Source organism: Nocardioides pacificus, from assembly GCF_054775955.1.
In genome coordinates, this window is the sequence record NZ_BAAHCI010000008.1 from 26,301 (window position 1) to 40,135 (window position 13,835).

The following is a 13,835-nucleotide window of genomic DNA, read 5'->3' on the forward strand; positions in this document are numbered from 1 at the left end:
GTGGTCGAGACTCAGGCGGCGGTCTCGCCGAGGTAGGCGGACTCCACGCGATCCGGCTGGGCCCACAGCTCGGCGGCGGTTCCGCGCAGGACGTCGTGGCCGTGTGCCAGAACGACCGCGGAGTCGGCCATCTGGAGCGCGAGGCTGACGTGCTGCTCGACGAGGATCACGGCGGTGCCGGTCTCGTCGGCCACGCGCCGGATCACGGGGAGCAGGGCCTGCACGATGACCGGAGCCAGACCCATGCTGAGCTCGTCGATGAGCAGCACCTTGGGGTCCTGGACGAGGGCGCGTCCGACGGCGAGCATCTGCTGCTCGCCACCGGAGAGCAGGCCGGAGAGGACATGGGTGCGATCCGCGAGGCGAGGGAAGAGGTCGAAGACGCCATCGACCTTCGTCTTGCTCCTCGCAGCGAGACGCAGGTTCTCGACCACCGTGAGGGTCTTGAACAGTGACCTGTCGTCCGGCACGAGGACGACCCCGGCCCGAGCGGCGGCCCGTGGCTTCGCCGACGCGACGTCGGCGCCGGCGACCTGCACCTGTCCGCCCATGCGCGGGTGCAGTCCGGAGAGTGCGAGCAGAGCGGTGGTCTTGCCCGCGCCGTTGGGGCCGAGAAGGGCGAGAACCTCGCCCTTGCCCACGCTGAGGTTGAGCCCTCGCAGCACCGGGGACCCGGTGTAGCCGGCGGACAGGTCGGTGCACTGGAGCAGGGAGGTCATCGCAGTACCTCGGCTTCCTGGTTCTCGTGGGCGGGGATGTCAGCGGGATCGTGGTCCGGGATGTGGGCGTGCTCGGAGTGCGTGCTGCCGAGGTAGGCCTTGATCACAGTGGGGTCGTTCTTGATCTCAGCGGGGGTGCCGTCGGCGATCTTCTCGCCCAGGTCGAGGACGACGATGCGGTCGCAGACCTCCAGCACCAGGCCCATGTCGTGCTCGATCATCACCACGGTGACGCCGGCGTCGCGCACGGCCTGGAGTCGGCGGCCCAGCCAGAGGCTCTCCTTGCTGTCCAAGCCCGCTGCGGGCTCATCGAGCAGCACGACCTTGGGGTCGCCTGCGAGGGCGCGTGCGACGGACACGAGCTGGCGTTGGCCCTGGGACATCTCGGCGACGGGGCGGTCGGAGACCTCGGCCAGGCCGAGCACCTGGAACAGCCGGTCGAGATTGACGGGGTCCGCGTCCTTGCGTCCGCGGGCGGCGGTGGTGCCCACCCGGACGTTCTCCTCGACGGTCAGGTCGTCGTAGAGCTCGATGCCTTGGAAGGTGCGACCCAGGCCGGCACGGATCCGGCGGTGCGGAGCGAGCTTGTCGAGCATCTTGTCGCCGAGCCGCACGGAGCCGGTGGCGGGTGCGAACCCGCTGAGCGCGTCGATCAGCGTGGTCTTGCCGGCCCCGTTGGGTCCGATCAGGCCGAGGATCTCGCCGTCGCGGACCTCGAAGGAGACATCGTCGAGTGCCACGACGCCTCCGTAGCGCACGCCGACGCCGGTCACGGTCAGAGCCGTCTCGCCGATCGGTCGCTGGGGTTGGGCGTCGGGCTCGGAGGCGGTGTCGACGAGGAGCTCGGCGGGGGCGTCGGGGCTCTTGCGATTGCGCAGGCGGCGGATCAGCTCGTGGGCCGGGCCGATCGCGCCCTCCGGGTTGAGGATCACCGTGAGCACGAGCAGGATCCCGCTGATCGTCGCGAAGTGCTCGTTCAGCTCGACCCAACGATCGAGGGCCACGAAGATCAAGCCGCCAGATCCGGCGAAGCCGGCCACCACGCCGCCGCTGATCGAGCTGACGCCGACGAGGTAGACGGTGGCGAACAGAGCCAGGCCGCCGAGGGCCGTGTAGGAGCTCGCTGTGGCGATCTGCTGCTGGTAGCCCAGCAGTGCACCGCCCAGGCCGGCGATGAAGGCTCCGATCGCGAAGGCCGCGATCTTGACGCGCCGTACGTCGATGCCGGCGGCCGCTGCTGAGCGCTCGTTGGCGCGGACCGCGAGCATGCTGGCGCCCAGGCGACTGCGTCGCAGGAGGGCCACCCCGATCGCGACGAGGGTGAGCACGGCCAGGCAGAGCAGACCGAACTCGAGTCGAGGGAACTCGCGACCCGCCCCGATCCCCAGGTCGATGCCGAACAGGCTGGGCGCCTCGATCGGTGCCCCTTCGACGCCGCCGTTGAGGTCGATGTTCTGGAACCAGAACGCCTCCAGACTGACGGCGAGGGCCAGGGTGACGACGGCGACCGGTAGTCCGCGCAGTCGCAGGGCCGGAAGTCCGATGATCACGCCGAGGACGGTCACCACGGCAGCGGCGAGTAGTGGAGCGACCGGGAAGGGCATCCCCAGGTCCGTGGAGAAGCGGGAGAGCAGGAACGCGCCTGCCCCCGCGAGCGTGAGCTGAGCCAGAGACACCTGGCCCGCATAGCCGGTCACCACGACCTGGGAGAGCGACAGGACGCCGAGGATCATCGAGATGACGACCGCCGTGCGCCATCCTCCATCGGTGACGAGAAGCAGCGTGACGGCAACGACCAGTCCCAGGGAGATGGCCAGCGGAAGGTTGCGTGGGAGTGGGGCTCGGCCCAGGGACTGCTGAGCGACTGCTGCTCGCTGGGGGATGCCGCCGCCGCGGATCAGCAGCATGCCGAGGATGAGGGCGAGCGGGATCAGCTTGTCGACCCCGGTGGAGGGGAACCAGTCGATCGTGGTCTGGAGGTAGACCGCGTCGGACTGCAGCATGCCGATGGCGAGACCTGCCGCGATGGCGGGGCCGAGCTTGTTGAAGCCGCCGACCATGGCTGCGGCGAGGGCCGGGACGATGAACAGCGTGTAGGACACCGGGATCAGCGGGACGATCGGCGCGATCAGGATGCCGCTGAGTCCGGCGACCATCGTGCTGAGGGCCCAGTTGGTGGCCGCGATCCGATCCGGGGAGAGGCCGCTGACGAGGGCGCCCCGCTCCGTCTCGGCGACGGCGCGCGTGGCCAGTCCGAAGCGCGTGTAGCGAATCAGGGCGCCCAGAACGAGGCCGAGGCCGATCACGATGGCGGCGAACCACAACCGGTCGGCCGCGACCCGGCCGCCGGCGAGGTCGTAGATGTCGGTAGGCAGGATCGAGTCAACCGGGACCGGGTTGGTGCCGACCCGTGAGGCGAGCAGTCCCTGGATCACGAGCATCACACCGATGCTCGCGACTGCCTTCGCGACCGGTGAGGCACCGCGTAGCGGACGGAACACCAGGCCGTAGAGCAGGAGTCCCAGCGCCGCCGCGACCACCATCGAGATGACGATGGCGGAGGCGACGGTCTGGTTGCCGCCGAGGGACACCGAGAGCGGAAGCCCCGGGATCGGGATCAGGAACTCGCCCTGACGCAGGAAGCCGAAGGTGTACGCCACGTAGAGGGAGATGGCGCCGGTGCTGAAGTTCACGACTCCAGAGCTGCGGAAGGTCACCACGAGAGCCATGGCGAGCGCGGCGTAGACCGCGCCGTTGCCCAGACCCAGCAAGAGGAAGTTCAGATGTTCAGTCACCGGCGACCACGTCCTTCAGTGCTTGTCAGTCAGTTCGGAAGGGCGGGGGAGCTCACTCGACGAGCTCGTAGGACACGACCTTGCCGCCCTCGAGCGTGCCGACCAGGCTGCCGGCGTTGCAGATGGCGGTGAGGCCGGGGAACTGCTGACCGTCGCAGGTCATCGTGGCGCCGTGGCCTACCGGGACCGGGACGTCCTTGGCCGAGGAGATGGCGTCGATCACGCTCTTGGCGGTGACATCGCCCTTGACGTCGGCTGCGGCGCGGATGAAGCCGAGCATCGACTGATAGCCGGTGACGGCGGCGCCCGCGGTGTCGAGGTCGGGGGCGTACTCGGCCATCACGGCGCGGTAGATCTGCGCCTCCTCGTCGTCCTCGCTCACGCCGTCGGCGGAGGTGAAGAGGAAGGCGTTGTCGTAGGCAGCCTCGCCGGCCGCAGTGACGGCCGCATCCTCGACGCAGAACTGGATCACGTAACGGGGGACCTCGCTGCCGAGGGTGTCGAGCGCCTTCAGGGTGGAGGAGCACATGTTCGAGTCGCCGACGATGCCGACCGCGCCCGGCTCTGACTTGAGCCCGGCCGACACCTGCGGGGTGCTGTCCGGCGTGCCGAGCGGGATCGGGACGATCTCGAGGCCGATGCCGGCGGCCTTGAAGATCGGCTCGCCCATCTGGGTCAGCGCGCCCACCACAGCGGCGTTGTCGGTGCCGAAGAGAGTGAAGTCCTTGACGCCCTCCGCGGCAGCGGTCTTGGCGAAGCTGCTGATCACGGCCGCGACGCCACCGGTCCACAGGAAGGCGTTCTTGCCGGTGAGCTCCGATCCGCTGGTGCCGTTGTAGCCGGTGTAGGCGATGCCCGCTCCGGTGATCACCGGCGCCATGGACTCGCCGTTGGCGGTGTTCGCGACGACGACGCCGACGACGTCCTCCTCGACCATCTCGTTGGCGCAGGCGCCGTTCGAGGCCGGGTCCTCCTTGGCCTTGCAGACCACGAGCTCGATGGGACGCCCACCGAGGCCGCCCAGGTGCTCGTTGGCGTACTTCACGACGGCCTCAGCGGCCTCGCGGCCTTCAGGCTGGGAGATGGCCGGGCCGTCCTCGGGGTTGATCAGGCCGACCTTGACGGGCTCGCCCTCGGCCTTGGTACCCGGGAACGTGCCCTCGGGAGCCTCGGACACCGCGGCCGCGGTGTCGTTGTCCGAGGCGCTGGAGGACTCCTCCTCGCTGCAGGCGGTGACGCCCAGCAGGAGGACGAGCGCTGCGGAGGCACCGACCAGTTTCGAGCTTCGGCGGGAGAGGGGGCGGAGGCGCATGCGGGTTTCCTTCGGTCAGGGATTCGGGCCCAACGGGTCGGTGTGATGCACACCACGAACACGTTCCCTGAATTAAGGACTATCCGCTTGATCATGTCAATGAGTGAACTGATTTAATTCAGGGCCTAAGCGTCCCGTCGCCTCCCAGACCGCTCGCGGCGGATCGGTACGTGCCGGGCACGGGGAACTACGGCCTCGTCCGAGAATCGGGTGATTCAGCGCCCGAGCAGTCGCGCAATCAGCCGCATGGTGCTGGGTTCGGGGCTGAGCACCATCGTGGTGATCAGCGAGTCCTCGAAGGCCTGCAGCTCCTCGGCGATCTTCGCCTCGGGGCCGACCAGGGAGATCTTCTCGACCATGGCGAGCGGGACGGCGGCGATAGCCTCGTCCTTGCGCCCGGCGAGGTAGAGGTCCTGGATCCGGGCGCACTCGTCCTCGAAGCCCATCCGGGCGAAGACGCGGTAGTGGAAGTTGACCTCGCGTGCTCCCATCCCGCCGACGTAGAGGGCGATGAACGGCCGCAGTCGATCCGCTGCCGCTTCCACGTCGTCGTCCACCTCCACGTTGACCATGCAGACGACCTCGAAGTCCTCTGCCGTGCGACGTGCGCCGGGCCGGGCGAAGCCCTCGGCCAGGTTGGCGCGATAGTCCGCGTCGTCGTAGGGCGAGTAGAACAGGGGCAGCCAGCCGTCGGCGATCTCTGCGGCGAGGGCGACGTTCTTCGGGCCCTCGGCGGCCAGCAGGACAGGGATGTCGGTGCGGACGGGGTGCAGCGTGGAACGCAGCGGCTTGCCCAGGGCCGTGGCGCCGTGGGCCGCGTCGCCGGTGAAGGGGATCGTGTAGTGCTCGCCCGGGAACGTCACCACCTCGCGGGCGAACGCGCGCCGCAGGATCTCGACGTACTCCCGCGTGCGGGCCAGCGGCTTTGGGTAGGGCTGGCCGTACCAGCCCTCGACGACCTGGGGGCCTGAGGCGCCGAGTCCGAGCACGAAGCGTCCCTCGCTCAGGTGGTCCATGGTCATCGCCGCCATGGCGGTGGCCGCCGGGGTGCGCGCTGACATCTGGATAATCGACGTCCCCAGCCGCAGCGACGTGGTGCGGGCGCCGAGCCAGGCCAAGGGTGCGATGGCGTCGGACCCGTAGGCCTCGGCCGTCCACACTGAGTCGAAGCCGAGCTCCTCGGCCAGCGCCACTGCTTCACGCTGCCCGGGCGGCTGCGCCGCACCCCAGTAGCCGAGTCCGAGTCCGAGCTTCATCGCGTTCCTCCTGAGTGGCCGATCCGGCCGAGCTGGTGGGGGTCGAACCTGCGGGCCGGGAATGGCCCGAACACGTCGGGGACATCATCGGGCACCCGGTCGACGAAGACCGGTGCCCGCTTCTCGAGGAACGCCGCGATGCCGTCTGCCACGTCGGCGCTCATGCCTCGCGAGTTGATCGCGAGCGTCTCGACCGTGTGCGCCACCACGGGGTGGTCGGCACCTTGCATCCGCCACATCATCTGCCGAGCCAGCGCCGCGGAGACCGGCGCCGTGTTGTCGACGATCTCCCTCGCCAGCGCGTACGCCGCGGCGAGCAGCTCGTCCGGGGGGTGCAGGCTGCGCACCAGTCCGTGCGAGAGGGCCACGTCGGCCCCGAACACGCGGCCGGTCAGCACCCACTCCATCGCGGTCTGCATCCCCACGAGCCGAGGCAGGAACCACGTCGAGCAGGACTCCGGGACGATCCCGCGTCGGTTGAACACGAAGCCGAAGCGCGCGTCGTCAGCCGCCAGCCGGATGTCGGCGGCCAACATCATCGTGGCCCCCACTCCCACGGCCGCCCCGTTGACAGCGACGATCAGCGGCTTGGTCATCTCGAACATCCGCAGTGTCACGTGGCCACCCCCGTCGCGTCGGACGGGCAGTGCCTCGCCCGCCACGTCGTACGTCGTGCCCGGCGGCGCCGACTCCCCGCGTCGCCAGACGGCGAACGCCTCGGAGGAGTCGGAGAGATCCATGCCGGCGCAGAAGGCGCGCCCGGCGCCGGTGATGATGACCACCCGGACCGCCGGATCCTCGTCGCACGCGTCGAGCGCGGCGATCAGGTCGGCCTCCAGGGCGTCGGTGAACGAGTTCATCGCCTCCGGGCGGTTCAAGGTGAGGGTCGCGACCCCGTCGGTCACGTCGAGCAGGACGGTGTGGAGCACGTGGGTCCGATCGGTCGGGGGCTGCGCCTCGGCGGGTGGTTAGCGGTGGTGGTAGACGGCCGGGCGACGCTCGAGGAACGCGGCAGTCGCCTCGGCGGCGTCCGCGGTCATGGCGGTGATGACCTGCTGGCGGTTCTCCAGCTCGATGGCGTGGTGCAGCGTCGGGGTCTCCAGTGCGAGCCACATCCCCTGTTTGGTCAGTTCGACCGACGCGGGGGCGTTGAGCAGGATCTCGCCGGCCTTCGCCAGCGCGGCGTCGATCAGCTCCTCGGGAGACACCACCTCCAACACGAGGCCGTAGCGCTCGGCGTCGGCCGCGCCGAACCTGCGACCGGTGAGCATCAGCTCGTGGGCGCGCCCGGTGCCGACCAGGCGGGGGAGCAGCCAGGAGACGCCGATGTCGCAGGCGGAGAAGCCCGCGGTGATGAACGAGACCGCGAACAGCGCCGGCTGGGCCGCGAGCCGGATGTCGCTCGCGCAGACCAGCGCCAGTCCGCCCCCGACCGCCGGGCCGTTGATCGCGGCGATCACCGGCTGTGGGAGCCGGCGCAGGAGCTCGGGAAGGGCGGCGATCTCCCGTTGTCGGGCCAGAGCGGCGAGCGCGGCGCCGTCCCGTTCGTCGCGGCCCGCATCGACGGTGTCGTAGCCAGTGAGGTCGAGGCCCGCGCTGAACGCGCGCCCCGCCCCGGTGAGCACGACGACGCGGCAGTCCCGGTCTCCAGCGATCGTCTCGAGCGCGGCGCTGAGGTCGGCGACGAGGTCCTGGTCCAGCGCGTTCAGGCGTTCCGGACGGTCGAGGGTGACCAGGCGTATCCCGGCCGCCGGGGTCTCGACACGGACCAGGGGTGCACTCACCGCCGTCCGGTGAGGTCGCGCCCGATGATCTGGCGCATGATCTGGTTGGTGCCGCCGTAGATCTTCTGCACGCGCGCGTCCAGATAGGCCCTCGCGATGGGGTACTCCATCATGTAGCCGTAGCCGCCGAAGAGCTGCAGGCAGCGGTCGACCGTGCGGTTCTGCACCTCGGTCGCCCACAGCTTGGCCTTCGCTGCGTCGACCGCGCTGAGGGTCCCGGCGTTGTGGGCCAGTACGCACTTGTCGACGTAGGCCCGGGTCACGTCGAGCTCGGTGGCGATGTCGGCCAGCGTGAACTGCGAGTTCTGGAACGTGCTCAGCGACTGTCCGAACGCCTGTCGGTCATTGGCGTACTCGATCGTCCACGCCAGGGCCGCATCGGAGGCGGCGATCGCCATCGCTGCGATCGAGAGCCGCTCGAGGGGCAGGTGGTGCATCAGCTGGCGGAAGCCGCCGCCCACGGTGCCGAGCACGTTGGCCTCGGGCACGAACACGTCCTCGAAGAACAGCTCTGCGGTGTCCTGCGCCTTGAGCCCCACCTTGTCGAGCTTGCGGCCACGGCTGAACCCGGGCATGCCGTCCTCCACCACCAGCAGCGTGAAGGCGTCGGTGCCGCCGGCCGGGTCGGTCTTGGTCACGACCACGACCAGGTCGGACTGGATCCCCGACGTGATGAAGGTCTTCGAGCCGTTGACCCGCCACCCGCCGTCCACCTTGACGCCGTTGGTGCGGATCCCCTTGAGGTCGCTACCGGTGCCGGGCTCGGTCATGGCTACCGCCATGATCAGCTCGCCCGCGCACATCCCGGGCAGCCAGCGCTGCTTCTGCTCCTGGCTGCCCAGGGCGGTGACATAGGGGATGAGGATGTCGTCCTGCAGCGAGAAGCTGGAGCCGAGAGCGGCGGCGCCGACCTTGGCCATCTCCTCGCACACGATCATCCGGTAGCGGAAGTCGTCGAGCCCGGGCCCGCCGTACTCCTCGGGGCCGGACAGCCCGACGATGCCCTGGCGTCCGGCGGCGAGCCAGACCTCGCGACCCGTGGCGCGCTGCTCGTCCCACTCCTCGAGGTGCGGTGCCACCTCGCGGGCGACGAACTCCGCTGCGACCTTGCGGTACTGCTCGTGGTCCTCGGTGTAGAGGTCCCGATCCATGACGACTCCGCTCCTAGCTGGCAGGCGAGGGGCGGGCTGCTTCTGGTGTGCCCCTCCGATGCATGCCATAATAAGGGCTAAATCAGATAACTGATAGACCCAGATGGCCGACTCGCGTGCCGGCCCAACTGCTGCCAAGGGAACTGCCATGACCTCTGCTGTGATCGTCGACATCGTCCGCACCGCCTCCGGCAAGGGCAAGCCCGGGGGCGCGCTGTCGGGGGTGCATCCCGCCGACCTGCTGGCCACCACGCTGCGTGCGCTGGTGGAGCGCAACGGACTGGACCCGGCGCTGGTCGACGACGTGATCGCCGGCTGTGTGGGCCAGGCCGGGGACCAGGCGCTGAACGTCGCTCGCACCGCGCTGCTGGTGGCCGGCTTCCCCGAGTCGGTGCCCGGCACCAGCATCGACCGGCAGTGCGGCTCGAGTCAGCAGGCCGCCCACTTCGCCGCGCAGGGCGTGATGGCCGGCGCCTACGACATCGCGATCGCCTGCGGGGTGGAGTCGATGAGCCGGGTCCCGATGGGGATGAGCGCCCAGGGCGGCGACGCCCACGGGCCGCTGGCGGCGCGCTATCCCGAGGGGCTGGCGCACCAGGGGATCGGCGCGGAGCTGATCGCCGCTCGCTGGAAGCTGTCCCGCGAGGACCTCGACGCCTACTCCGCGACCTCCCACCAGCGGGCCGCGGCGACCGCGGCGGCGGGCGGGTTCGACTCCCAGATCGTGGGCGTGACGCTGCCCGACGGCTCGATGCACACCGTCGACGAGACGGTGCGCGCCTCCACCACCGCCGAGGGGCTTGCCGGTCTGCGTCCGGCGTTCCAGGACCCGGGCTTCTCCGAGCGGTTCCCCGAGATCCAGTGGGCCATCACTCCGGGCAACTCCTCGCCGCTGACCGACGGAGCGTCCGCGGCGCTGATCATGAGCGAGGACAAGGCGGCCGCTCTGGGGCTGACCCCGCGGGCGCGGTTCCACACGTTCGCGGTGACCGGGTCGGACCCGCTGCTGATGCTGACCGGTGTCATCCCCGCCACTCACAAGGCGCTCGAGCGCTCGGGGCTGTCGATCGACGACATCGATGCCTACGAGGTGAACGAGGCGTTCGCGCCCGTGCCGCTGGCCTGGGCCCAGGAGTTCAACGCCGACCCCGCCAAGCTCAACGCCTGCGGTGGCGCGATCGCCCTGGGACACCCGCTAGGTGGGTCCGGCACCCGGCTGATGGCCACGATGCTGCACCACCTCGAGGCCACCGGCGGTCGCTTCGGCCTGCAGACGATGTGCGAGGGCGGCGGCATGGCCAACGCCACGATCATCGAGCGGCTCTGAGCGACCAACCCACTTCCGCACCTCCCGAGTCAGTACAGAGAAGGACAGCACATGAAGATCGACGGAAAAGTCGCCCTCGTCACCGGTGGAGCCTCGGGCCTGGGCCTGGCGACCGTGAGGAAGCTGCACGCCGGGGGGGCGACGGTCGTGATCGTCGACCTCCCCAACTCGGCCGGAGAGAAGGTCGTGGCTGACCTGGGGGGCCGGGCGGCCTTTGCGCCGACCGACGTCACCGACGAGACCCAGGTGCAGGCGGCGATCGACACCGCCACCGGGCTGGGTCAGCTTGCCGCGGTCGTCAACTGCGCCGGCATCGGCAACGCGATCCGGGTCGTGGCCAAGGACGGCACACCGTTCCCGCTCGGCGACTTCACCAAAGTCGTCATGGTCAACCTGGTGGGGACCTTCAACGTGATCCGCCTTGCCGCCGCCGCCATGATCAAGGGCACCGAGTCGGCCGAGGGGGAGCGCGGCGTCATCATCAACACCGCGAGCGTCGCGGCCTACGAGGGCCAGATCGGCCAGACCGCCTACTCGGCCTCCAAGGGCGGCGTGGTCGGCATGACGCTGCCGATCGCACGCGACCTCGCCCAGCACCAGATCAGGGTGTGCACGATCGCGCCGGGGCTGTTCCTCACCCCGATGTTCCAGACGCTGCCCCAGGACGCCATCGACTCCCTCGGTGCGCAGGTGCCGCACCCGTCGCGTCTGGGCCAGCCCGAGGAGTACGCGGCGCTCGCCGGTCACATCGTGGAGAACTCCATGCTGAACGGCGAGGTCATCCGTCTGGACGGCGCCATCCGGATGGCACCTCGATGAGCGCCGCGACGACAAACTCAAGCGCATCGCCGACCGAGGGACCGCTCGCCGGCCTGGTCGTGGTCGACACCTCCACCACGCTGCCCGGGGCCCAGACGAGCCAGTTTCTCGCCGACTGCGGTGCAGACGTGGTCTTCGTCGAGCCGCCCGGGGGCAGCCCGTTGCGCCAGCTCCCGGGCTGGCCCGGCCTGCTGCGCGGCAAGCGCAGCGTCACCCTGGACCTGCGCGACGAGGGGGATCTGGACTCGCTGCGCGGACTCCTGGTCGGCGCCGATGTCCTCATCACCACGATGCGCCCGAGCACCGCCGAGCGGATCGGCTTCACCCCCGAGGTGCTGGCCGAGCGCTTCCCCCGCCTGGTCACGGCCGCCATCACCGGATGGGGCTCGCAGGGTCCGTGGAGCCACTACAAGGGCTACGAGGCCCTGGTGATGGCCAAGGCCGGCGTCATGCACGCCAAGCGCCAGCTCAGCCTGCGCCCCGGCCCGTCGTACATCTCCACGCCCTACGCCTCTTTCGCCGCCTCGCAGGCCGCGATCCAAGGGCTGCTCGCCGCGCTGCTCGAGCGTGAGACGTCGGGCCGCGGACAGGTGGTGGAGTCCGACCTGGTGCGTGCCGTGGGGTCGATGGATCCCTACAACTGGTTCTACGAGCTGGTGCTCAAGCGCTTCCCGGGCGCCTACTCGCCGATGGACTCGGCCTATGACGAGCAGGGCCAGCCGCAGGCCTACTTGATCTACGCGCTGCTCATCGCCTCGACCAAGGACGGGACCTGGCTGCAGTTCGCCCAAACCGCCCCGCGGCTGATGCAGGCGTGGCTCGCCGAGCTCGACGTGGCCAAGGATCTGGCCGACCCCAAGTGGGCCGGCTTCCCCATGCTCCCGACCGTCGAGCTGCGCGTCGAGTGGTGGGACAAGATGCTCGCCAAGGTCGCCGAGCGCAGCCTCGAGGAGTGGGGGGCGACCTTCGTGCGCAACACCGACGTCAGTGCGGAGGTCTTCCGCAGCCCGGAGGAATCCTTCGAGCACCCGCAGGTCGTGCAGGAGGGGCGCGTCGCGACCGTGCAGGACCCGGACCTCGGTCCGGTGCGCCAGCCCTCGACGCTGGTGCACTCTGCAGGACGACCCCTCACCGAGCTGCGCCGGGCGCCACGAGCCGGGGAGCACGGCGACCAGCTCGCATCGCTGCTCGCGGTGGCCGCCGAGCGGGCCGCTGCCACGCCTGTTCCGGAGGGGGAGACTCCCCGCGGCCTTCCGCTCGAGGGGATCACGATCCTCGAGCTCGGCACCATGTTCGCCGGCCCCTACGGCGCGACGCTGCTCACCGACATGGGAGCACGAGTGATCAAGATCGAGTCGCTCGAGGGGGACAACATCCGGCAGCTCGTCGCCTTCCCGGAGGCCGGGGGCGCCAAGGTGCTGCAGGGCAAGGAGAGCTTCGCGGTCGACCTGCGCAACCCCGAGGGCCTCGCCCTGGTGCACGAGCTGGCGGCGAAGGTCGACGTGGTGCTGCAGTGCTTCCGCGGAGGCGTCGCGGAGCGCACCGGTGTGGGGGAGGAGACCCTCAAGGCCCTCAACCCGTCCCTGGTCTACCTGTCGGCGCCCGGCTACGGCGTCGACGGTCCCTACGCTGGCCGGCCGGCCTACGCCCCCACCATCGGCGCGGCATCGGGCATCTCGGTGGTCGACGGCGGGGGCGCCCCCGCCCCGGCCGATCTCGACGAGAAGCACCTCTCCGCGATGCGGCTGCACGCCGCAGGCGCGAGCCCCTCCGTACAGGCCGACGGTGTCGGCGCGCTCGGTGTGGGCACGGCTCTGATGCTCGGGATCTACGCCCGGGCCAAGGGCGTGGAGATCCCGCAGATGGTCACGACCATGCTCGGCACCGCCCACCAGGCGCTGATCTCGCACAACGTCAGCTATGCCGATCGTCCCGCGCTGGCCACCCCCGACGAGGACTTCCTCGGACTGGGTCCGCTCTACCGGATGTATGCCGCTTCCGACGGCTGGGTCTTCCTGGCCGCGCCGGCGAGCGATGAGTGGGACCCGCTGGTCACCGCCCTCGCGCCGTACGCCGACCTGGCGGGCGACGACCGCTTCTCCACGGCCAAGGCGCGCGCCCAGCACGCCGATGCACTGGCCGACGTGCTCGCCGGGGTCTTCGTGAAGAAGGACCGCCGCGAATGGGAGGACGAGCTGTCCGCCCAGGACGTCGGCTGTGTGGAGGTCGCGGAGGAGACTGTCGAGTGGGTGCTCCAGGACGACGAGTTCTTCGAGGCGGGCTATTCGGTCGAGGCGGTCAGCCCGATCTTCGACGAGCACCGCCGGCTGGCGCCCCTGCAGCGCTTCTCCCGCTCGGCGACGAAGGCCGACGCCGGATGCACGATCGGTCAGCACACCGCCGCCGTCCTCGCCGAGCTCGGCTATGACGAGGCGGCCGTGGCCGACCTGGCTACCCGAGGTGTCGTCGGCCTCTGACCCATCACCCACACACGGCTGACCCGGCAGTGGCGCTCACGCGAGCGCCTCTGCCGGGTCAGTGGTGCATTTCCACCAAGACTGCGCGAACCTGCAGATCACCTTAAAGAGGTAACTCAATATGTTGAAACATCTTGACGCGCTGATTGGAGGTTGAGAGGCTGGTGTGGTCCGGCTCACATCGCATGTCGAGCC

General features: G+C 69.9%; 10 protein-coding genes. 3 read left to right on the forward strand and 7 right to left on the reverse strand.

The features are described 5' to 3' along the window. Positions 1-11 precede the first annotated feature (11 nt). The 7 genes from ACYU7L_RS12305 to ACYU7L_RS12335 all read right to left on the reverse strand — a co-directional run bounded on the left by ACYU7L_RS12305 (position 12) and on the right by ACYU7L_RS12335 (position 9,017). Positions 12-719, reverse strand: coding sequence for an ABC transporter ATP-binding protein (locus ACYU7L_RS12305; protein ID WP_460796925.1), 708 nt, complete (start codon positions 717-719; stop codon positions 12-14). Continuing rightward, positions 716-3,514, reverse strand: a complete 2,799-nt coding sequence (locus tag ACYU7L_RS12310; RefSeq protein WP_460796927.1) for an ABC transporter permease subunit — start codon at positions 3,512-3,514, stop codon at positions 716-718. The genes ACYU7L_RS12305 and ACYU7L_RS12310 overlap by 4 nt, the downstream gene beginning before the upstream one ends. Before the next feature lie 52 nt (positions 3,515-3,566). Then, entirely contained in the window at positions 3,567-4,826 is a 1,260-nt protein-coding gene (locus tag ACYU7L_RS12315; protein WP_460796929.1) for an ABC transporter substrate-binding protein, read from the reverse strand. Positions 4,827-5,041: 215 nt separating this feature from the next. Further along, complete coding sequence (locus ACYU7L_RS12320; protein WP_460796931.1) at positions 5,042-6,082, reverse strand: LLM class F420-dependent oxidoreductase; 1,041 nt, start codon at positions 6,080-6,082, stop codon at positions 5,042-5,044. Continuing rightward, complete coding sequence (locus ACYU7L_RS12325) at positions 6,079-7,011, reverse strand: enoyl-CoA hydratase-related protein (RefSeq protein WP_460796933.1); 933 nt, start codon at positions 7,009-7,011, stop codon at positions 6,079-6,081. Before ACYU7L_RS12325 ends, ACYU7L_RS12320 begins: the two co-directional genes overlap by 4 nt. 39 nt (positions 7,012-7,050) lie before the next feature. Next, positions 7,051-7,866 (reverse strand): enoyl-CoA hydratase/isomerase family protein, encoded by an 816-nt coding sequence (locus ACYU7L_RS12330; RefSeq protein ID WP_460796935.1) that lies wholly within the window; start codon positions 7,864-7,866, stop codon positions 7,051-7,053. Continuing rightward, complete coding sequence (locus tag ACYU7L_RS12335; protein WP_460796937.1) at positions 7,863-9,017, reverse strand: acyl-CoA dehydrogenase family protein; 1,155 nt, start codon at positions 9,015-9,017, stop codon at positions 7,863-7,865. Before ACYU7L_RS12335 ends, ACYU7L_RS12330 begins: the two co-directional genes overlap by 4 nt. 148 nt (positions 9,018-9,165) lie before the next feature. On the opposite strand from ACYU7L_RS12335, the gene ACYU7L_RS12340 reads away from it, so the two are divergent. Genes ACYU7L_RS12340 through ACYU7L_RS12350 form a run of 3 tightly spaced genes read left to right on the forward strand, consistent with a single transcriptional unit; the run spans position 9,166 to position 13,640 of the window. After that, positions 9,166-10,344: a thiolase family protein gene (locus ACYU7L_RS12340; RefSeq protein ID WP_460796941.1), complete on the forward strand. Its 1,179-nt coding sequence runs from the start codon at positions 9,166-9,168 to the stop codon at positions 10,342-10,344. Positions 10,345-10,395: 51 nt separating this feature from the next. Further along, complete coding sequence (locus ACYU7L_RS12345; protein WP_460796943.1) at positions 10,396-11,163, forward strand: 3-hydroxyacyl-CoA dehydrogenase; 768 nt, start codon at positions 10,396-10,398, stop codon at positions 11,161-11,163. Beyond that, positions 11,160-13,640: a CaiB/BaiF CoA transferase family protein gene (locus tag ACYU7L_RS12350; protein ID WP_460796945.1), complete on the forward strand. Its 2,481-nt coding sequence runs from the start codon at positions 11,160-11,162 to the stop codon at positions 13,638-13,640. Before ACYU7L_RS12345 ends, ACYU7L_RS12350 begins: the two co-directional genes overlap by 4 nt. The last annotated feature ends 195 nt before the right edge of the window (positions 13,641-13,835 follow it).